A 21,472-nucleotide genomic window follows, 5' to 3' on the forward strand; every position below is an offset into this window, starting at 1 on the left:
TAAATGCAGGCATTGTTTAAAAACATAAAAGGCGATAGATTAATTTGGGCAATAGTGGCTTTGTTGGCAATACTATCATTCTTGCCCGTTTACAGTGCTGCCAGTAATTTAGCTTACAAAGGTGGTGGCAGTAATACCTTTGCTTTTTTTGTAAAACATTTTGTGCATTTGTTTTTAGGCTTTGCTATTATGTATGGGGTTCACAAAATTCCGTATAGGTATTTTAAAGGACTTTCACTTATTATGATTCCGGTAGTGTTGGTTTTATTAGGAATCACATTGTTAAAAGGTACTGTTATAGAAGGAGCTAATGCTAGTAGATGGATTCAAATACCTATTGTAGGTGTGTCTTTTCAAACATCAACATTGGCATCGGTAGTTCTTATGGTTTATGTGGCACGATATATGTCTAAAATTAAAGATAAAATAGTAACTTTTAAAGAGTCTATTTTGCCCCTTTGGGTGCCAGTATTTTTAATAATAGCCTTGATTTTACCTTCTAACTTTTCAACCGCTGCCATTATTTTTTTTATGGTGTTTGTTTTGGTGTTTTTAGGAGGGTATCCTATTAGATATTTGGTGGTAATTTTGGGTTCCGGATTGGTTATGTTGGCAATGTTTATTTTAACAGCCAAAGCGTTTCCTGATGCAATGCCTAACAGGATTGATACATGGATGAGTAGGATAGAAAACTTTACTAACGGAGAAGATACAGAGGCCGATTATCAAATTGAAAAAGCTAAAATTGCTATTGCTTCAGGCGGTGTAAGTGGAGTGGGCCCAGGAAAAAGCAGACAGAAGAACTTTTTGCCACAGTCGTCATCAGATTTTATTTTCGCTATCATAATTGAAGAATATGGTTTGTTAGGAGGCTTAACAATCATGATTTTATATATGTGGTTACTGTTTAGAATTGTAATAGCGGCTCAAAAATCAGACACTATTTTTGGTAAGTTGTTGGTTTTAGGAGTGGGATTGCCTATAGTATTTCAGGCATTAATTAATATGGGAGTGGCAGTAGAATTGTTTCCTGTTACAGGGCAAACATTACCGTTAATTAGTAGTGGTGGTACATCAATTTGGATGACATGTTTGGCTATAGGAATTATACTTAGTGTAAGTGCTAAAAGAGAAGAGATTAAAGAAAAAGAGATTGAGGAAGAAAATCCATTAGAAATTTTATCTGAAACAATTTAATGAGTCATTATAAAATCATATTATCAGGCGGAGGTACAGGAGGTCATATCTATCCTGCAATAGCCATTGCTAATGAGTTGAAATCTCGTTATCCAGATGCTGAGTTCTTGTTTGTAGGAGCAAAAGATAGAATGGAAATGGAAAAAGTGCCACAAGCAGGTTATAAAATAATTGGGCTTTGGATTTCAGGAATCCAGCGTAGTTTAACCTTGAAAAACTTATCATTTCCGTTTAAAGTAATTAGCAGTCTTTGGAAGGCTAGAAAAATTATAAATTCTTTTAAGCCAAATGTAGTTATTGGTACGGGGGGGTACGCTAGTGGTCCGTTATTATATGTGGCTGCTTCTAAAAATATTCCTAGTTTAATACAGGAGCAGAATTCTTATCCAGGAATTACCAATAAATTATTGGCAAAAAAGGCTAAAAAAATATGTGTAGCTTATAATGATTTAGAGCGTTTCTTTCCTAAAGATAAAATTATAAAAACAGGAAATCCGGTTCGTAAAGGCTTGTTAAATATTGAAGAAAAAACAGCTGAGGCAAAAAAACAATTCAACTTAAAAGAGGGAAAACTTACCTTGTTAGTTTTAGGAGGAAGTTTAGGTGCAAGAAGGATTAATGAACTAATAGAAAAAGAGTTAGATTTTTTTGATACTCAAAACGTTCAAGTTATTTGGCAATGTGGTAGTTTGTATTATCAGCAATATAAAATCTATAATAACACAAAAAACGTACAAGTACATGAGTTTTTAAACAATATGGGTAGTGTTTATGCCGCAGCAGATATTGTTATTTCAAGAGCAGGGGCAAGTTCAGTGTCAGAATTGTGTATTGTAGGCAAGCCTGTAATTTTTGTGCCATCACCTAATGTGGCAGAAGACCATCAAACTAAAAATGCCATGGCTATAGTTAAAAATGATGCAGCCATGATAATAAAAGAAGAAGATTTAGATGTAGATTTTGAAAATAAATTTTCACAATTAATAGCGTCTCCAGAGAAACAAAAAGAATTAGGAAAGAATATTAAAAAACTAGCATTGGTTAATGCAACAAAACAAATAGTTGACGAAGTAGAAAAACTGCTAAACAAAGCATGAATTTAAAGAACATACATAACGTCTATTTTATAGGTATTGGTGGTATTGGTATGAGTGCCTTAGCAAGGTATTTTAATGCTAATAACAAACAAGTGGCAGGCTATGATAAAACACCAACAGAGATTACCGAAGCCTTAATAAATTTAGAGATTGATGTTCATTATGAAGATTCTGTAGCTAATATACCAACCTCATATTTAACACAAGAAAATACTTTGGTGGTATACACGCCTGCTATACCTAAAGATCATGAAGAATTAACTTATTTTAAAAACAACAAGTTTACAGTTTTAAAACGATCAGAAGTTTTGGGACTTATTACTGAAAATACATTTTGTTTGGCAGTTGCGGGCACACACGGAAAAACTACCACAACAAGTATATTAGGGCATCTATTACATGAATGTGATGTTGAAGTAACGGCATTTTTAGGAGGTGTAACAGAAAATTACAACTCTAATTTAATATTGAAAGGAGCCAAAGTTTCGGTTGTTGAAGCCGATGAGTTTGATAGATCATTTTTAACATTATCACCAAATATGGCTGGTATCACTTCTATGGATGCAGACCATTTAGATATTTATGGTGAAGCAGAGGCTTTAAGAGAATCGTTCGTTAAGTTCACAAAGCGTTTAAAGCCAGAAGGTAAACTATTTGTTAAAAACGGATTGCCCATACCGGGAATTACATATGGCATTGAGGATGATTCTGATTATTCCGTTCAAAATATAAAAATAGAAAACGGCTCTTATGTTTTTGATGTTAAAACGCCAAAAACAGTGCTTAAAAATATACAATTTAACCTACCAGGTAGACACAATTTGTCGAATGCATTAATAGCCTTGGCGATGGCTGTAGAGTATGGTTGCCCTCACCAGCAGCTCGTCAAGGCTTTGGCATCTTTTAAAGGAGTTAAAAGACGATTTACTTATCATATTAAAACTGATGAGTTGATTTTTATTGATGATTATGCACACCATCCAGAAGAAATAAATGCGGTGCATCAAGCAGTACGAGAAATGTATCCAAATAAAAGCATATTAGCTGTGTTTCAGCCTCATTTATTTAGCAGAACTCAAGACTTTGCTAATGAGTTTGCAGATAGTTTGTCTCAATTTGATGAGTTGATTTTATTAGATATTTATCCGGCTAGAGAATTACCAATTGAAGGTGTTACTTCTGCTTGGTTGCTAGATAAAATAGTTACAGAAAAAAAGCAGTTAACAAGTAAAGAAAATTTATTAGAAAAAATACAAGAAAGTAACGCCCAAATCATCCTAACTATTGGTGCGGGTGATATAGGTGAAGAAGTTAATAAAATAAAAAAAGGATTAAGTATTGCGAGTTAATTGGAACTACATAAAAATGTTTGTTTTATTTGGTGTGATAGTTTTTTTACACGCCTTTTCGTCGTATAAGAATAATACAAGAAAAGTATCTAAGCCAAATATTGAATTTATTGGTGAGAACAACCCATATATAACCAGTGAAAATGTTAGTAAATTGTTAATACAAAATTACAAAGGCTTTAAAAATGAGTCAAAAGAAACTTTAGATTTGAATGTATTAGAAAATGCCCTAAAATCTAATCCATTAATAAAATCTGCAGAGGTGTATATGTCTGTAAATGGGATGCTTAATGCCAAAATTGAACAAAAAACACCAATTGCCAGAGTAAGTACTAGCGAATCCTATTATATTGATGATGAAGGTTCATATATGCCATTGTCAAGTAATTATTCTGCAAGAGTACCATTAGTTACTGGTAGCGTAAAAAAAAGTAATCTAAAAAATGTCTATTTAGTTGCTAAAAAAATAAAAAATGATGAGTTTTTAAAAAAACACGTAATAGAAATTCATCAAAATAAAAATGAAGTAATTTTTTTAAAACTCAGACAATGTAAGTTTTTAGTTCAGTTAGGAGATGTAAAGTTATTAGATAAAAAAATAAATAATTTAAAAGCATTCTATCAAAAAAGTTTAAAAGAAAATACGCTCAATAATTATAAAAAAGTCAACTTACAATTTGACAACCAAGTTGTGTGTAGTAAATAAAAAACTATGGAACATAATTTAGCAGTAGGATTAGACATAGGAACCACCAAAATTGTGGCCATGATAGGTCGTAAGAATGAATATGGAAAACTTGAGATTTTAGGTATTGGTAAATCTAAAAGTTTAGGCGTTCACCGTGGTGTGGTAAATAATATTACCCAAACCATCCAGTCTATTCAACAAGCCGTACAAGAAGCCGAAGCAGCTGCTGAAATGAAGATTGCAGATGTAACAGTAGGTATTGCGGGGCAGCATATTCGTAGTTTACAACACAGTGATTACATTACCAGGCCCAACTCAGAAACTGTTATAGATGATGATGATATTGATAGGTTAATTAACCAAGTTCATAAATTGGTAATGCTACCCGGAGAAGAAATTATTCATGTGCTACCACAAGAATATAAAGTAGATGGGCAAGCCGAAATTAAAGAGCCTATAGGTATGTATGGTGGGCGTTTAGAAGCTAATTTTCACGTGGTTGTTGGGCAAGTATCATCTATCCGAAATATAGGCAGATGCGTTCAAAGTGCCGGATTAAATTTAGAAGGTATTACTCTAGAACCTTTAGCATCGGCAAATGCTGTTTTAAGTCAAGAAGAAAAAGAAGCAGGAGTAGCCTTAATTGATATAGGAGGCGGAACCACAGATTTAGCCATTTTTAGAGACGGCATTATTCGTCATACAGCAGTCATCCCTTTTGGAGGTAACGTTATTACTGAAGATATAAAAGAAGGATGCTCTATAATAGAAAAACAAGCAGAACTTCTAAAAATAAAATTTGGTTCTGCATGGCCTGGTGAAAATAAAGACAATGAAATTGTATCAATACCAGGGTTAAGAGGAAGAGAACCTAAAGAAATTACATTAAAAAATCTTTCTAAAATTATTCACGCACGTGTAGTTGAGATTGTAGAACAAGTTTATGCAGAAATTAAAAACTATGGGCATGAAGAACAAAAGAAAAAACTTATAGCAGGAATTGTTTTAACAGGTGGCGGTAGCCAATTAAAACACTTAAAGCAATTGGTAGAATATATTACAGGAATGGATACCAGAATAGGGTATCCTAACGAGCATTTAGCAGGAGATAGTGATGACGATGTTACAAGTCCGTTATTTGCTACTGCCGTTGGTTTGGTGTTAGATGGTTTAAAACGTCAAGAAAGAAAAAAGGTAGAAGAAGAAGTAGTAGCTCAAGAACAAGAAGAAGATGAAGAAACTAATGAAGAGGTAAAAGAAGAACCTAAAAAAGAACGCAAATCGTTCCTAGATAAATTAACAGAAAGAGTAAAAGATTTTCTAGACAACGCAGAATAGGAACTAGCAAGACAAGATGCTAGATAGCAAAAAATAATTCATTGAAAAAAAGATAAGTACAAAAACCCCAGAAAAAAAGAATTTATGAGCAGCGACAAAGAATTCGAAAGTATAGCATTTGATTTACCTAAGCACCAGTCAAATGTTATTAAAGTTATTGGTGTTGGTGGCGGTGGTAGTAATGCCATTAACCACATGTTTCAACAGGGCATTAAAGGCGTAGATTTTTACATCTGTAATACAGATGCACAAGCACTTCAAAACAGTGGTGTTCCTAATAAAATACAGTTAGGTGTTAATTTAACTGAAGGGTTAGGAGCAGGCGCAAACCCAGAAATAGGAGAGCAAGCCGCAGTAGAAAGTTTTGAGGAAATTTCTAGAATGTTAGATTCTAACACTAAAATGGTATTTATTACAGCCGGAATGGGAGGCGGTACAGGTACAGGAGCTGCACCAATAATTGCTAAAATGGCTAAAGATTTAGACATATTAACCGTTGGTATTGTTACCATGCCATTTCAGTTTGAAGGCAGAATGCGTATAGAACAATCTCAAAAAGGAATTGAAAAAATAAGAGATGTTGTAGACTCTTTAATTGTAATTAACAACAATAAACTAAGAGAAGTTTACGGGAACCTTGGCTTTAAAGCGGGATTCTCAAAAGCAGACGAAGTGCTATCAACCGCTGCTCGTGGTATAGCCGAAGTTATAACACATCACTATACACAAAATATAGATTTACGTGATGCTAAAACAGTATTAAGCAATAGTGGTACTGCTATAATGGGGTCTGCTACGGCAGCAGGTCAAAATCGTGCTCAAGACGCCATAAGAAAGGCTTTAGATTCTCCTCTATTAAATGATAATAAAATTACTGGTGCCAAAAACGTATTGTTGCTTATTGTTTCTGGTTCGCATGAAATCACTATTGATGAAATAGGTGAAATTAATGACCATATCCAGAATGAAGCCGGTCATGGAGCCAATATTATTATGGGGGTTGGTGAAGATGAAACCTTAGAAGAATCTATTGCTGTAACTATTATAGCTACGGGTTTTAATATAGAACAACAAGATGAGATTTCTAATACAGAAACCAAAAAAGTTATTCATTCATTAACATCTGAAGATCAAGATTTAGGCTCAGAAGAAAAAGAACCTGTAATTATTGCTCCAGCTATAGAATTAGAAAAGAAAGAAGAGCCTGCAATTGTGCGCCATACTTTAGATTTAGATAGTGAAGAAGAAGAGCAACCAAAAGCTAAAACTTCAATAAAAAAAGAACCTTCTAGTGCTCGTAGTTTAGACTTAATACCCACATCAGAAATTATTAAAAATATAGATGTGGTTTACAAAGAAGTAAAAGCAGTAGATGATGAAGACTTCATAATTAAGCCTGTTACAAAAATGTCGGCAGATGTAGAAGACACTAAAGATGTTGAAATAGCAGCTGATACAATTGAAGAAGAGCAACAAATAACTTTAACCTTTGATTTACCTCTTCCAAATAAAACAGAAGAGGAAAAAACCGAAGAAGATGTTGTTTCGTTTAATTTAAACGAAGACGTGAAAGATATTAAGGTTAATGATTATACAGAGCTTGTTACTGTAACAGAAACTAATGAAGATGGAGATATTCGTTATACTTTAGATGATTATATGGAGCTTGAGTCTTCAATGAATAAAAAGAAGACAACTGATGCTGTTGAAGAGGTTGATAACGACGTAGTTTTTGAAAAGAAAATTGTTCGTGAAAACGTTGTTGAAGAAGAAGTAGAAGAAGAAATAGACCCAATGAATACACCTATTTCAGAGCTACTAAAAGAAAGAGCAGCAGAAAGAAGGCGTAAAATGAAAGACTTTAACTATAAATTTAATAGCGCAAAAATTGATGATATAGAAAAAGTGCCAGCTTATAAACGTCAAGGAGTAGATTTAGATGAAACCAAACATTCATCAGAGACAAATATGTCTAGAACAAGCGTTGGTTTAGATGATAACGATGATATTAAATTAAGAAGTAATAATTCTTTTTTACATGATAATGTAGACTAGTTTTAACTAAATAACAATTATTTACAAAACCCGAAAAGATTCCTTTACCTTTTCGGGTTTTTAATTTCAAAAAGAAGTAGTTCTTTTTTATCTTCGCATACTAAATTTTTTAAGATGAGTTTACAACAAGAAGTTATGACGGCTTTAAAAGAAGCTATGAAAGCTAAAGATCAAACAGCATTAACTGCTTTAAGAGCTGTAAAATCTGCCATTTTACTAGCTAAAACTGAAAGCGGAGCAGGAGAAGAGTTAACAGAAGAACAAGAGCTTAAATTACTTCAAAAACAAGTTAAACAACGTAAAGATAGTGCTGCTGTTTATATAGAACAAGGACGCGAAGATTTAGCAGCGCCAGAATTAGCTGAAGCTGAGGTTATTAGTAAGTTTTTGCCAGAAGCGCTAACCGAAGAAGAAATAGAAAAAGTAGTAGTAGCTACCATAAATCAAGTAGGTGCAGAGGGGATGAAAGATATGGGGAAAGTTATGGGTATTGTTAGTAAAGAATTAGCAGGACAAGCCGATGGTAAAACAATATCTACCATAGTAAAAGCTAAATTGTCTTAATAAATAGTACTATTTTATAGATAGGAATACATGGCCCCGTGGCGCAACTGAATAGCGCATCAGATTTCGGCTCTGAGGGTTGGGGGTTTGAATCCCTCCGGGGTCACTATAACATTTTAAAGGCGGATTATATTAGCACAAAACCCTGTTAATAAAATTCGCCTTTTATTTTTAGTACTATTTATTTTATGCTTAGTTGTTGGTAATTACTTTCATGTTGTCTCATTCAATTGCTCCAAAAAAAAGTGATGGGCAACGTTAAAAAGAACCCTTCTACACTTAAATCTTGTTCGAATAGAGATAGTAGGTGTTTTTAATATTTAAATTAGATTGATAACAACTCTATATCTGCAGTCAACATTTATACCAAATCATACATTTTAACTCTAAGCACTCACTATAATACTTTTATTATTAACATTTAAACTGTTCTTAAAACTTATAATTTAACAAGAACCAATTTATCATTCAGCAAATTTTTTTTTATAAAAAATTAATGCCAAATAGTTTAAAATTACAATTAACATACCTATGGATACAATTATTCCTGAATGTATAACATTTAAAAATATAAAATTCTCACTTTGTCCTGTTAAAATTGAATACCATAGAAATGGACAAAATATGCCAATCAATGAAATTTTAGTTCCAGTTTTTATTCCGTTTCTAAACCTAAGAATTTTGTTGTTGCTTATTTGTCTTTTTACTTTAGTACCACTAATAGCGGAAAAACATTTTTTCCCTACCATTGAATAAGGACAAGCATTAATTAAGGACTTTATTACACCTGAAATTTTTTTCATAAATAATTCTTTAAAAGAAAAAATAAAAGATAAATCCACCTACAATAGCCATAGTTAATACAGAAATAATAAATGCCACAATAGCTTTAGGTTTTAGCATGGATGAAATGATTGCTATTTCTGGTAAACTAGCACCTGTTCCTCCTATAATTAAGGCCATTGCAGCTCCCATGCTCATACCCTTAACAATAAGTGCTTTTAATATAGGTATTGCCATTTCAATTCTTAGGTATAAAGGTATTCCAATGGTTGCTGCTATTGGTATAGCAATTGGACTATTGTTTCCTAAATATTTCTGAACCCATGCATCAGGAACAAAAATGGCAGAAACAGCACTAATTAAAGCACCAATTAAAACATAAGGAAAAATTCGTTTAAACAAAGCCCAACCAAAGTTGAAAGCTTCTTTAAGTTTAGAGTTAGAAGTATTGCTTTGGTTACAGCTGGTGCTAGAGGTTTCTGTACATTCAGGCACTTTTACCTGCTTTTCAGAGTCACAACTTGTTTGGTCAAAATTTGTTTCGGTACCACAGTTAGTAATGGGTTGAGGGCTACATTTTAAAGAAGACTTTCTTGAGTCTAGATTAATTCTTTTTACTTGATCTTTTAAAGATGTTTTACCAACAATGTTACCCATTAAAATAGCTCCAATAAAAACAATAAGAAAGTATACTAAAGCAACTTTCCAACCAAAAACACCAAAAATAAAGCCTACAACAACAAAATTTGCTAGAGGAGCAGAGAGTAAAAACGAAAAAACCATAGAAAATGGCGCTCCCATCTCAACCATACCCATAGAAACAGGAACCATAGAAGCGCTGCAGAATGGAGTAGGAATACCTAATATAGCACCCATTACACCACCATATTTATCTGTTTTTGATAATTTTTTTTGTAATTTTTTTTGCGGAATGTATGCTCGTATTAAACCTGTAAGTATTGATACTATTGCAATAATAATTACTAATACTACACCTACGTGTATAAATTCATTTAAAGCTAAATTTAATTTTTCGTTCATAATGTCATTTAAATTTTATTATATGCGTTATTTCGCATATGTTGTTTGAAAAAAATATTAATTACTGTTATTTAGATTATTGTATTTTACATTAATTGTTTTCTCTTATGTTAAGAAGTTTTCTACATTTAATCATTTCTGTAGTCATTTCTTTTTCAGGGATACAAGAGATTGCCTTTTGAATAAAATGATGAAATTCGTTTTTAATTGGGCAGAGATAATAAAAAACCCATTTTCCTTCCTTAGTCTCATCAATTAAACAAGCGTCTTTTAATATCTTTAAATGTCTAGATACATTATATTGATGTTCATCTAAAACTTCTACAATTTCCGAAACGCAAATTTTTTCATCAATGTTAGTAAGTAGCCAAATAATTTTTAGCCTTTTTATATCTGAAAGCGCTTTGAAAATTTTTTTATAATCATTCATCGTTTAGTATGTTTATATGTAAAAAAACGCATATGTTAATGAGGAGCAAAAATAATAATTTTTTAAAATCTAACAATAAATATTTTGAATTACTCTTGTTGAGTGTTTTTTATTAGTAAAATGGTTTACAGTTTTGTTGAAAAGGTATTATAAAAGCTAATGTAATTTTAAATGTTTTAATGGATATATTAAAACTTAGAGCTACTAGTGTTTTACATTTTATACTTCTTCCGTATTCGTGTTTTTAAAGCAACTTTCTCTTTAAATTCTTCCAACTTAGAAGCCTAATTTCATTATTAACCATATGATTTTAATCATTTTATATAAAGTAATGTTATTATAACTTTAAATGTTGAAATACGTATTATTTATGTTAAAATCAATTCAAATAAAATCGTTTTTTATAGAAATAGGAGAGCTCACATACTTTGCTAGACGTTTTTTTAAAGAACTTTTTAATAAACCTTTTGAGTTTAAAGAGTTACTAAAGCAATGTTATAATATTGGTAATAAATCACTTTTATTAGTTGGTGTTACAGGCTTTATAATAGGTTTAGTAATTACAATGCAAACCAGACCAACATTAGAGGAATTTGGTGCAGAATCATGGATGCCTTCTATGGTTAGTATTTCTATTATTAGAGAAATTGGGCCGGTTATAATAGCTTTAACTTTTGCAGGACGTATAGCCTCTGGCATTGGGGCAGAATTAGGCTCAATGCGTGTAACTGAGCAAATTGATGCTATGGAGGTTTCTGGTACAAACCCATTTAAATTTTTAGTAGTTACAAGAGTGTTGGCAGCAACATTAATGCTGCCTATTTTAGTGATTTTTGGTGATGCTATTGCACTTTACGGGTCATATATCATAGAAAATTTAAAGGGAGAAGTATCCTTTCAATTATACTTTAATAAGGTATTTAACTCATTAGGGTTTGGAGACATTATTCCTGCCACTATAAAAACTTATTTTTTTGGGTTTGCTATTGGTTTAGTAGGATGTTTTAAAGGATATTATTGTAATAAAGGAACTGTTGGCGTTGGGTTAGCAGCAAACTCTGCAGTGGTGTTTTCATCTATGCTATTATTTGTAATTGACTTTATAGCTGTATTTGTAACCAATATATTTTTTGAAATTTAAAATGAATAATTTACAAAACATACAAGAAATAACAGAAACTTTAAACATGAAAAAACCTATACTAGAAATTAAGGATTTAAAAAAATCATTTGGTAGTAATCATGTTTTAAACGGGTTTAATTTGCAGCTTTTTGAAGGTGAAAATTTGGTTATTATGGGTAAATCTGGATCAGGTAAATCGGTTATGATTAAATGTTTAGTAGGTTTAATGCAGCCAGATTCTGGTAGTATAGAAGTAATGGGTAAAGATATTAATACATTAAATCGTATAGATTTAGATAAGTTAAGAACCGAAATTGGTTTCCTTTTTCAAGGTAGTGCCTTATACGATTCTATGACAGTAAGAGAGAATTTAGAATTTCCTTTACGGCGGCATAAAGACAAGTTAAGAAATGTTACAGAAACCACAAATTTAGTTATTGAAGCTCTTGAAAGTGTTGGTTTAGTTAAAGCTATAGATTTAATGCCGGCAGAACTTTCTGGGGGTATGCAAAGGCGTGTGGCACTGGCTAGAACATTAATATTAAAACCAAAAATTATTTTATACGATGAACCCACTAGCGGATTAGACCCCATAACAGCTAAAGAAATTATTGAGCTTATGCAACGTGTTAAGCATCAATACAAAACATCTTCACTCATCATTACACATGATGTTGATTGTGCACGTGTTGTTTCAGAACGTATGATTTTACTTGTAAATGGTATTAATTATGCCGAAGGTACTTTTGAAACCTTAAAAGCATCAAATGATGATAAGGTTAAAGCGTTTTTTAAATAATTATATTTTAGGTCATGAGAAAAACAAATAATGAAAAATTAAGACTAGGCATTTTTGTTATCATAGGATTATTATTGTTTGTTGTTGCCATTTATCTAATTGGGAATCGCCAAAATATGTTTGTAAAAACATTTACCATTAGCGCCAATTTTAACAACGTAAATGGTTTAATTCAAGGCAATAATGTACGCTATTCAGGTATTAATATAGGAACAGTAAAAGCTATTACTATGGTAAATGATTCTACCATTAATGTGAGTATGGTTATTGAGGAAAAAATGGTTCAGCATATAAAAAGAAATGCCATTGCAACTATTGGTACAGATGGTTTGGTTGGTAATATGATTGTTAATATTATACCAGGAGAAGGAAATGCAGAAGCTATTTCGGAAGGTGATGTTATTAAAAGTTATACCAAAATTGGTACTGCAGATATATTAAATACATTAAGTGTAACCAATGAAAACGCAGCCTTATTAACAGCAAAGCTTCTTAATATAGCAGATGCCATGGCCGATAGTAAAGGTACTTTTGGAATGCTTATAAATGACACTATAGTGTCTAGTAATTTAAAGCAAACAGTCAATCAATTAAGAATTATGAGTGTTGAAGCCAATAGGTCTATGAAATCACTAAACGCTATTATAAATACAATTAATTTTAATGAAAGTGTTGCAGGTGTTTTACTAAATGATTCTATAGAAGCCCAAAAGATGAGAGCAGTAATAAGTAATTTGGAATCATCTAGTAAAGATGTTAAAGAAGTAATAGCTAATCTTAACGCAACAGTTACCGACTTTAAAAAAGGGGAAGGAGCGGTTGATTATCTTTTTAAAGATGAAGATTTTGTAAAAAATCTAGAACAGTCTATTAAAAATATTAATGAAGGTACTGATAAGTTTAACCAAAATATGGAAGCACTAAAGCACAATTTTTTAACCCGTAGATATTTTAGAAGATTAGAGCGTCAACAAAAAAAAGAAGTTAAAAACTAAAACAAATAATGAGTAATAGTTAGTGCAGTTACGTTTTTTATTATGTCTGCTTAGGTTTTTCAGAAATAAGTTTAAAAAAAGTAATTTCTGGACGCATACCCAGTCTACCAGGAAAACCAATCCAACCCAAACCTCTATTTACATATAAATATTGGTTTTTATGCCTATATAAACCAGCCCAATGTTTGTATTTATATTTAATAGGGCTCCATGTCATGTTTTTATAATTGAATCCTAATTGCATGCCATGTGTGTGTCCAGATAAGGTAAATGCAATATCAGTTTTATTAATTACTTCATCATTCCAATGGCTGGGGTCATGTGAGAGTAAAATTTTAAAAGGAATTTTTATAGCGTTTTTAATTGCAAATTGTAAATTACCATATTGTTTAAAAGGTGGTTTTCCCCAGTTTTCTACACCAATTATAGATATCTTTTCGTTGTTAATTTCAATAATTTCAGATTCGTTAAGCAATAATTTAAAGTCAATATTTTTATAGAATTGTTTTATTTTATTAAAATTATTTTGTTTTTCTTCTTCACTATTCCATTTTGAATAATCGCCATAGTCATGGTTTCCTAAAACAGCAAATTTTCCTTTTTTAGCAGATAGTTTTTTTAAAATTTTATCCCAACCTAATAATTCCCAAGCATAGTTGTTAACCAAATCTCCCGTAAAAAAAATAAAGTCAGGGTGTAAACTATTAATTTGTTCAACCGCTTTTTGTAAAATTTTATAGCGATTGTTAAAACTTCCTATATGCAAATCTGAAATTTGTACAATTTTTAAAGCATTAAAAGATTTTGGTAAATGACTGAAATGTAATTTATGTTTATAGATTTTAAAATTGTAAACAGCTTTGAAAATGGCATAAAGAATGACAAAAAAAGGTAGAATACCAGAAAGTAAACCTACTAACGGAACAACTATTACAGATTCTTTTTCTAAAAAAATATAATTTCCAAAAAACAATATTGATATAATTATTACAAATATAATTTTAGGGATAAATGATGAAACAGTAAGACCGTATAAAGACGAAATCAATAATTGTTTTCGTTTTGGGTTTATGTTATCTAAAGTAATTTTTAGTATAATTATAGCTGTTATTAATCCAATTGTAAATGTCCAAAACGCTATATAGATGGTGTTTTTAAGCCATAACCGACTTAATAATTGAGTTATGTTTTGTAACCAATAAAATGATAAAATATCAATAAATAATATAGCAAAACATAAAAGTAAAATAGTAAAAAGTGAGTAGCTACGCACGTTATAATTTTTGAGATTCATGTTTTTTTAGTCTTCTTCTATCTCTCAAAGCCCAGTAAATACCTTTTACATCTGCAGCCCAATTTTTATACATGAAAATAAGTGTAATTTCCTCAATTGTTTCTAAAATCCCAACAATAATCATGGTATAAAATAATACATATTCAGTATTAAAAAATAATGACCATAGAATAAAAACACCCTGTATTAAAGCTGATGATTTTGCTAAATATGTGTGAAATGCAGTGGCTTTACCATATTTTAAATAAGCTATTACCATTTGAATGATATAAGGTACAAAAGCTATAAGTATTAAAACAAGATTGGATTTTATAAAATAAGTTTCAAAATGAAACAGACCAATTAGCCCAATAATCATAGTTATTTGGTCGCCAAAAGAATCTAATTGAGAACCTCTTGGGCTTGTTATTTTTAATTTTCTGGCTAAATAACCATCAATAGCATCGGTTGAATAGCTTATTAAAAGAAACCAAGAAAAAACTAAACGTAAATCTAACCATATTAATGCCAGCAAAAATGGAGCCGCTGCTATTCTATAAAATGAAAACCAATCTGCAATATTATAGTTTTTAAAGGTTAGCATATCATTTATTATCTTGTTTAAGATTAATTTTAACCTCAGGAATTTTAATGAGTTCTAAAGTGGTTGATGCAAGGGTTACTCTGCCTTTAGTTTTTTTAATTTCGTTATGAATTTCATCGTTTAACATATGCTTAGTAAATCGTCGTTTTTTATAATCTACAATATATCTTAAGTTAAATTGAATCCAATTGTCGGTTAGTGTTATAGCAAGGGTAGGATCTACCAAAGCATCTTCAATATAGTATTTGTTAACAACCTCTTTCCATTGAGATTTAGAGTTTGTAGTATATTCTGAAAGGGTATTAGAAGCAATTTTAATAACAATAGATTTTGCTAACTCTACATCTGAGCCATATTTAATGGGTAAATTAAATTCATCCCATATAAAAGGAAAGTCTTGTGAATAGTTATAAATAGGACCTTTAAAAACAAAGGCGTTGCTTAATTTTACAATACGGCCGCTATAATTATCACTGCTTACCCATTGGCCAATTTCCATCATAGTGGTATAGATACTATCAACATCTATCACATCACCTTTAATACCGTTAATTTCAATTCTATCACCAGGTTTGTAAACTTTTACAATAAAAATATATAATGATCCAGCAATACTTAAAATGAGTTCTTGAAGTGTAAAAGCAATACCAGCACTAAACAAGCCTATGGCAAGGGTGAAGTCTTTAATATTACCTGTAAAATAAGAAAATGATAATAAAATTAAAATAATATAGCCAATAATTTCAATACCTTTTTGAGATTTGTATCTGGCTGCAGTATCAGAAACTTGTTTTTTCAAAAACCGTCTTATTAATTGTATTAGGGTAAGAACAAATGCAACTAATATTATATACTTAATAATGTTAAGTAGTGTGGGGTTTTCAGCAATCCAATGTTTTATTTGGTTCATTTTTTTGTTTAATAATCTTCATATATACACAATCTATTATTCAAAATTTCTTATTTCAATTTTCCGTAAGCTTATTTTTTTAATTCTAAATCTAATTTGGCCAACATAATTAATTCTGCTTTGTTTATACCAGAAAAGGCATTAGCAACCGCATGGGCTGTTTTCATAATTAATTTTTTTATACTCGTAGTAAATAAATGCTTTTGCTCATTTTTGTAATTTATAAAATCATCAAAACAAGAATTAGCACTTAAATTTCCTTTTTGACTTAACCAATCAAAAACAATTTCTATTTGGTAGGCAGCATCTTTATTGTAATCATCTTCAAAAGAATTTATATTTAACCATTGTTTTTTTACAACCTCTTTAAGTTTATTAAATTCTAATTCATGCACCTGTTTATCTGAAGCTGCAATAGCATAAAAAAGTTTACCAAAGTTTAGATAAAACTTAAGTGTTGATTCTTTTTTAGGCTTCATTTTAGTTGAAATTTTGTTTAATAAAGATAATTAGATGTAGCCGTTTTAATAATGATATAAATCAGTCTTGTATAGATAAAAAATGAAGATTTTTTCGTATTTTAGGATACTATCCTTAACATAGGGGTTTATGTTTCAACAAGACCAAGAGATATTTAATATTCTTTTAGAAACAATTTCTGAAGGTGTTGTTATTGTTGATAGTCATCAACACATTATGGAGGTAAATAAGTCTGCTAAAGCTACTTTTGGTTATACAAAAAAAGAACTTATTGGTAAGGAGCTAAGTTTACTTATTCCATTAAATTACCATAATACTCATTCTAAATATTTTGATGAATTTATAAAAAAAGGCAAGCGGCGTAAAATGGGTGAAGCTTCAGATGTTTTTGCCATAAAAAAGGATGGAACTATTTTTTCTGTTGAAGTAGAATTAAACCCTTTTAAAATATATAACAAAACCTATGTAATGGCATTGATTAAAGATGTTTCTGAAAAAAAAGAAATTGAAAAAAATCTTATGCTTCGTACCAAAGCACTACAATCTGCCAACAATGGTATTGTTATTACAGATGCCCTACAGCCAGATAACCCAATTATATATTACAACGTAGCTTTTAAAGAACTTACCGGTTACTCTGATGAAGAAATATTAAATCATAATTGTAGGTTTTTACAAGGCAACAATAGAGACCAAAAACAACTTAAAAAACTTAGAGAAGCCATTAAAAAAGGAGAAAGTTGTCAAGCCAGATTGTGTAATTACAAAAAAGACGGCACCATGTTTTGGAATGATTTATATGTGTTCCCAATAATTAATGATAAAGGTGTTGTTACAAATTTTATAGGCATACAAAATGATGTAACCTTAAGAGTAAAAGCAGAAGAAGAGCGGCTCCATTTAGCTTCAATTTTTGATAAATCTTTAAATGAAATTTATGTTTTTGATTCTAAAACACTAAAATTTACCAACGTTAACTATGGGGCACAAAAAAATATAGGCTTTAGTTTAGAAGAATTAAAACATATGACGCCTCTTGATATAAAGCCAAACAAGAATCTAGTTAAATTTAGAAAAGCAATAAATGTTTTATTAAAAGATAATGTTGGTAAAATAGAATTTGAGAGTGTTTTTACTCGAAGAAACGGAACAACCTACCCAGTAGAAGTGCATTTGCAATTATCAAATTTAGGAGATAAAGAAGTTTTTGTGGCCATTATTTTAGATATTACAGAACGAAAAAATTACACTACAGAACTAGAAAATAAAGTAGAAGAAAGAACGCACCAACTTAAGAAAGCACTTAATAAAGAAAAGGAGCTTAACGAATTAAAAACCAATTTTTTATTACTAGTTTCACATGAATTTAAAACCCCTCTTAGTGCTATTTTAACATCTAGTGAGTTACTTAGTAAATACCAACAAGAAGCACACAAAGAAAAACGCATTAAACACATAAAAACTATTATTGATAAAGTACATTTTTTAAATAATATAATAAATGATTTCTTATCGGTAGAAAAACTAGAAACAGGTAAAGTTAATTATAGGTTTAATACTTTTAAATTAAGCAAAGTTGTTAATGAGGCGGTTTATGATGCCAATATGCTTTTAAAAGAAGGTCAGCAAATAAAATATCCAGAAAATATAGACGATTTATCTGTATATCAAGACGAAAAAAATATCCAGTTAATACTCTCCAATCTATTATATAATGCTATAAAATATTCTCCAGAAGGCTCCATTATAGACTTGCAAATTAAACAAGATGAAACAAATACCACCGTAGCAATAAAAGATCAAGGTATAGGTATTCCAGAGAAAGATCAAAAACATATTTTTGAGCGTTATTTTAGAGCTCAAAATGTACTTAATACACAAGGAACAGGTATTGGTTTAAACATTGTTAAAAGTCACTTAGAAAATTTAGGAGGCAGCATTTATTTTAAAAGTAAAGAGCACAAAGGAACCACATTTGTAATAACATTTCCAAATACTGCAAAACAATGAAAACCGTATTACTTATAGAAGATGATGTTGTTTTAAAAGAAAATACTGCAGAACTTTTAGAGCTATCTAATTATAAAGTAATAACAGCATCTAATGGTAAAGTTGGAGTAGAGTTAGCTAAAAAATATATACCTAATATTATTATTTGTGATATTATGATGCCAGAGCTAGATGGTTACGGCGCTTTAGAAGCACTTTCAAAAAGTAAAGCCACCAAACATATTCCTTTTGTGTTTCTTTCGGCCAAAACAGAACGAAGCGATGTTAGAAAAGGAATGAATCTAGGAGCAGATGACTACATTACTAAACCTTTTACAGAAGATGATATTATTAGTGCTATTGAAAGTCGTTTAGCAAAGGTCTCCATTTTAAAAGAACTAAGAAAAAGTGACATTATAGAACCAGAGAAAAATGAAATAAAAACACTAAACGATTTAAAAAACTTTTTTGATGATTATGGTGTTGAGTTTAACTTTAAAAAAGAAGATGTTATTTATTATGAAGGAGACCATTCTAACTATATTTATTTAGTTAATAACGGTGCCGTAAAATGTTTTAGAATTGATGAACAAGGTAAGGAGTTGGTAACATCTTTGTATAAAGAAGATGATTTATTTGGTTACACATCATTTACAACTAACACCCCACACCAAGAAACAGCTACAGCTATTGAAAACACTAAGCTTTTGGGGGTTTCTGTTTTAGAGTTTAATGAGTTGCTAGAAAAAAACCATAAAATTTTAATAGAGTTAATTGAACTTTTAACAGATGATTTATCCTCAGTTAAAAAGCAACTTTTACAAATGGCTTATGGTACTGTTAATAAAAAAACAGCAGCAACCATTTTAAAATTTGCTGAAAAAATAAATAGAAAACCAGAAGACCCTATTAAAATTTCTAGAAACGATTTAGCAAGTGTAGCAGGAATAGCAACAGAAACTTTAATTAGAGCATTAACAGAGTTTAAAAAATTAGGGATTATAAAAGCAGAAGGCAGGAATATTAAAGTTATAGATATTCAAAAGCTAAAAAGTATCAGCTAATTTTAGAGACATTTTTTAAAATGATTAATATCATTTTATCTAAAACTACTTCAAAGTAACTTAGTGGGAGTAAAGAAGCTGTTAGATGAAAAATATACTTTTGCCCACAGATTTTTCAGAAAATTCTTGGAATGCCATTAAATATGCCATTCATTTTTTTGAGAAAGAAACCTGTAATTTTTATTTATTATATGTTAACAGGTTAAACAACCATGTAATTGATGATGATTCATCGTTAATTAATTCAGAAGATATTTTAGAAGATGTTTATATAAAACCTTCAAAACAAAAATTACGCACAGTATTAAAGCGCATTGCAAACAACTTTGCACCTAATAAAAACCATAGGTTTTATTCGCTTTCAGATTATGATTTTTTTATTGAATCTATTAGAAAGCACGTAGAAGAAAAAAACATAGATATTATTGTTATGGGTACTAAAGGTGTATCTGGTTTAAGAAAGATTATTGTAGGAAGTAATACTGGCGATGTTATAACCAAAGTAAAGTGTACCACTTTAGTTGTACCAGAAAAAGCAGAATTTACTAAACTAAAAGAAATAGTATTTCCAACAGATTTTTCGTTGAGTTATGATATACAAATATTACAACCACTTTCTGATATTTTAGAAAATCATAAAGCATCATTACAAATTCTACATATTAGTAAAAAGAAAGCAAACTTAAATATTGATCAAAAAAGAAACAGTGAACTTTTAGGTGATTATTTTAACCATACACCCCATAACTTTTATTATTTAACAAACACAAAAATTGAAGCTGCCATTCAATGTTTTATAGAAAGTAGAAATGCTGAGATGATATGTATGGTAGCAAAAAACCTGAACTATTTTCAGCAAATTTTATTTCATTCTAAAATTGAAGAAATAAGCTATCATACAGAAATACCCTTTTTAGTATTACACGAAAAAAATTAAAATATTATGGATAATTCAATTTTTTTAGCAAAATTTTGGGGCTGGTACCTTATTATATTTTTCTTGATTTTAAGTTTTAATCCCAAACGCATCAAACAAATTTTTGCAGATTTAAAAGATGAAAAATTTCTAATTATTTCATCACTTATAGCCATTATTATTGGATTAATTAATATTCTGTTTCATAATATTTGGGAACCTAATTGGAAGTTTATAATAACACTTATTGGCTGGATTTCACTTTACATTGGATTATCTCTTTTTATTTTTCCCAAAAAAACTGTTGCGTTATTAGAGTTTATTAATATAAAATTAGTACAGATTATTTATATGTTGTTGTTTTTTATAGGTTTGTTTTTGTTAAATATTGTTTATGGCATAGTGCCAATATAATTTTTTTAAAACTGATATATATCATTGTAGAATAGGTTAATGTAAAGTATATTAGCAGCATAATTAAGAGTTCTTTATACATAATTTATAAAAGTAATAGGTGTTGTTATTAAAGAATAATGATACCAAAAACAGAGTGTTTGGAGCTATTATTTAGCAGGAAAACACATAAATGTAGCTTTTAGAAATAAAAGAGATATTTAAAGAAAACCGAACGTTAGATAATAACATTAAATACTTTGGAGAAACAGGAAGTTAGGGCTTCCTGTTTCTTAATTTATAAAAGGGCTATTAATCACTTTACATAATTAAATTTGTGATAAAAAAGGGAGTATTTTTAAAAAATATTCCCTTTTTTGTTTT

The 21,472-nt window shown here is 30.2% G+C and carries 21 protein-coding genes and 1 tRNA gene; 15 read left to right on the forward strand and 7 right to left on the reverse strand.

The genetic code is table 11. From position 1 onward, the window contains the following. Positions 1-3: 3 nt before the first annotated feature. The 8 genes from J1D01_RS12675 to J1D01_RS12710 all read left to right on the forward strand — a co-directional run bounded on the left by J1D01_RS12675 (position 4) and on the right by J1D01_RS12710 (position 8,394). Positions 4-1,197, forward strand: coding sequence for an FtsW/RodA/SpoVE family cell cycle protein (locus J1D01_RS12675; RefSeq protein ID WP_421151074.1), 1,194 nt, complete (start codon positions 4-6; stop codon positions 1,195-1,197). Then, a complete protein-coding gene (murG, locus tag J1D01_RS12680) occupies positions 1,197-2,294 on the forward strand; it encodes an undecaprenyldiphospho-muramoylpentapeptide beta-N-acetylglucosaminyltransferase (RefSeq protein ID WP_372935758.1) in 1,098 nt (365 codons plus the stop codon). Before J1D01_RS12675 ends, murG begins: the two co-directional genes overlap by 1 nt. Next, positions 2,291-3,643, forward strand: a complete 1,353-nt coding sequence (gene murC / locus J1D01_RS12685; RefSeq protein WP_372935760.1) for a UDP-N-acetylmuramate--L-alanine ligase — start codon at positions 2,291-2,293, stop codon at positions 3,641-3,643. Before murG ends, murC begins: the two co-directional genes overlap by 4 nt. Before the next feature lie 16 nt (positions 3,644-3,659). Then, positions 3,660-4,349: a cell division protein FtsQ/DivIB gene (locus J1D01_RS12690; RefSeq protein WP_372935762.1), complete on the forward strand. Its 690-nt coding sequence runs from the start codon at positions 3,660-3,662 to the stop codon at positions 4,347-4,349. 6 nt (positions 4,350-4,355) lie between these two features. Next, positions 4,356-5,669, forward strand: coding sequence for a cell division protein FtsA (ftsA, locus tag J1D01_RS12695; protein WP_372935764.1), 1,314 nt, complete (start codon positions 4,356-4,358; stop codon positions 5,667-5,669). 84 nt (positions 5,670-5,753) lie between these two features. Beyond that, on the forward strand, positions 5,754-7,724 hold the full coding sequence (ftsZ, locus tag J1D01_RS12700) for a cell division protein FtsZ (protein ID WP_421151075.1): 1,971 nt from the start codon (positions 5,754-5,756) through the stop codon (positions 7,722-7,724). Positions 7,725-7,838: 114 nt separating this feature from the next. Continuing rightward, positions 7,839-8,288, forward strand: coding sequence for a GatB/YqeY domain-containing protein (locus J1D01_RS12705; protein ID WP_372935768.1), 450 nt, complete (start codon positions 7,839-7,841; stop codon positions 8,286-8,288). Between the two features lie 32 nt (positions 8,289-8,320). Next, positions 8,321-8,394, forward strand: a tRNA-Arg gene (locus J1D01_RS12710). Positions 8,395-8,752: 358 nt separating this feature from the next. Here J1D01_RS12710 and J1D01_RS12715 read toward each other — a convergent pair. The 3 genes from J1D01_RS12715 to J1D01_RS12725 all read right to left on the reverse strand — a co-directional run bounded on the left by J1D01_RS12715 (position 8,753) and on the right by J1D01_RS12725 (position 10,542). Then, complete coding sequence (locus J1D01_RS12715) at positions 8,753-9,091, reverse strand: hypothetical protein (RefSeq protein ID WP_372935770.1); 339 nt, start codon at positions 9,089-9,091, stop codon at positions 8,753-8,755. A gap of 10 nt (positions 9,092-9,101) precedes the next feature. Then, positions 9,102-10,112 (reverse strand): permease, encoded by a 1,011-nt coding sequence (locus J1D01_RS12720; RefSeq protein WP_421151076.1) that lies wholly within the window; start codon positions 10,110-10,112, stop codon positions 9,102-9,104. 91 nt (positions 10,113-10,203) lie between these two features. Continuing rightward, positions 10,204-10,542, reverse strand: a complete 339-nt coding sequence (locus J1D01_RS12725; RefSeq protein WP_372935774.1) for an ArsR/SmtB family transcription factor — start codon at positions 10,540-10,542, stop codon at positions 10,204-10,206. 370 nt (positions 10,543-10,912) lie between these two features. Between J1D01_RS12725 and J1D01_RS12730 the strand changes: the two genes are divergently transcribed. Genes J1D01_RS12730 through J1D01_RS12740 form a run of 3 tightly spaced genes read left to right on the forward strand, consistent with a single transcriptional unit; the run spans position 10,913 to position 13,459 of the window. After that, positions 10,913-11,683, forward strand: a complete 771-nt coding sequence (locus J1D01_RS12730; protein WP_372935776.1) for an MlaE family ABC transporter permease — start codon at positions 10,913-10,915, stop codon at positions 11,681-11,683. 46 nt (positions 11,684-11,729) lie between these two features. Next, complete coding sequence (locus J1D01_RS12735; RefSeq protein WP_372935798.1) at positions 11,730-12,464, forward strand: ABC transporter ATP-binding protein; 735 nt, start codon at positions 11,730-11,732, stop codon at positions 12,462-12,464. Between the two features lie 14 nt (positions 12,465-12,478). After that, entirely contained in the window at positions 12,479-13,459 is a 981-nt protein-coding gene (locus tag J1D01_RS12740; protein WP_372935778.1) for an MlaD family protein, read from the forward strand. 40 nt (positions 13,460-13,499) lie between these two features. Here J1D01_RS12740 and J1D01_RS12745 read toward each other — a convergent pair whose 3' ends face one another. The 4 genes from J1D01_RS12745 to J1D01_RS12760 all read right to left on the reverse strand — a co-directional run bounded on the left by J1D01_RS12745 (position 13,500) and on the right by J1D01_RS12760 (position 16,725). Further along, positions 13,500-14,753 (reverse strand): metallophosphoesterase, encoded by a 1,254-nt coding sequence (locus J1D01_RS12745; protein WP_421151077.1) that lies wholly within the window; start codon positions 14,751-14,753, stop codon positions 13,500-13,502. Beyond that, a complete protein-coding gene (locus tag J1D01_RS12750) occupies positions 14,734-15,336 on the reverse strand; it encodes a CDP-alcohol phosphatidyltransferase family protein (protein WP_372935782.1) in 603 nt (200 codons plus the stop codon). Before J1D01_RS12750 ends, J1D01_RS12745 begins: the two co-directional genes overlap by 20 nt. 1 nt (position 15,337) lies before the next feature. Then, positions 15,338-16,246: a mechanosensitive ion channel family protein gene (locus J1D01_RS12755; protein WP_421151078.1), complete on the reverse strand. Its 909-nt coding sequence runs from the start codon at positions 16,244-16,246 to the stop codon at positions 15,338-15,340. A gap of 71 nt (positions 16,247-16,317) precedes the next feature. Beyond that, positions 16,318-16,725 (reverse strand): hypothetical protein, encoded by a 408-nt coding sequence (locus tag J1D01_RS12760; protein ID WP_372935786.1) that lies wholly within the window; start codon positions 16,723-16,725, stop codon positions 16,318-16,320. Positions 16,726-16,855: 130 nt separating this feature from the next. Between J1D01_RS12760 and J1D01_RS12765 the strand changes: the two genes are divergently transcribed. The 4 genes from J1D01_RS12765 (at position 16,856) to J1D01_RS12780 (ending at position 21,109) form a co-directional block, all read left to right on the forward strand. Further along, entirely contained in the window at positions 16,856-18,736 is a 1,881-nt protein-coding gene (locus J1D01_RS12765) for a PAS domain S-box protein (protein ID WP_421151079.1), read from the forward strand. Continuing rightward, positions 18,733-19,779, forward strand: coding sequence for a response regulator (locus J1D01_RS12770; protein ID WP_421151080.1), 1,047 nt, complete (start codon positions 18,733-18,735; stop codon positions 19,777-19,779). Before J1D01_RS12765 ends, J1D01_RS12770 begins: the two co-directional genes overlap by 4 nt. Positions 19,780-19,864: 85 nt before the next feature. Next, positions 19,865-20,716 (forward strand): universal stress protein, encoded by an 852-nt coding sequence (locus J1D01_RS12775; RefSeq protein WP_372935792.1) that lies wholly within the window; start codon positions 19,865-19,867, stop codon positions 20,714-20,716. Between the two features lie 6 nt (positions 20,717-20,722). Then, the gene (locus tag J1D01_RS12780; protein ID WP_421151081.1) at positions 20,723-21,109 is read left to right on the forward strand and encodes a hypothetical protein; all 387 of its coding nucleotides are present in this window, start codon (positions 20,723-20,725) and stop codon (positions 21,107-21,109) included. Positions 21,110-21,472: the final 363 nt, after the last annotated feature.

The organism is Seonamhaeicola sp. NFXS20 (assembly GCF_049132085.1).
Taxonomy (GTDB): domain Bacteria; phylum Bacteroidota; class Bacteroidia; order Flavobacteriales; family Flavobacteriaceae; genus Seonamhaeicola.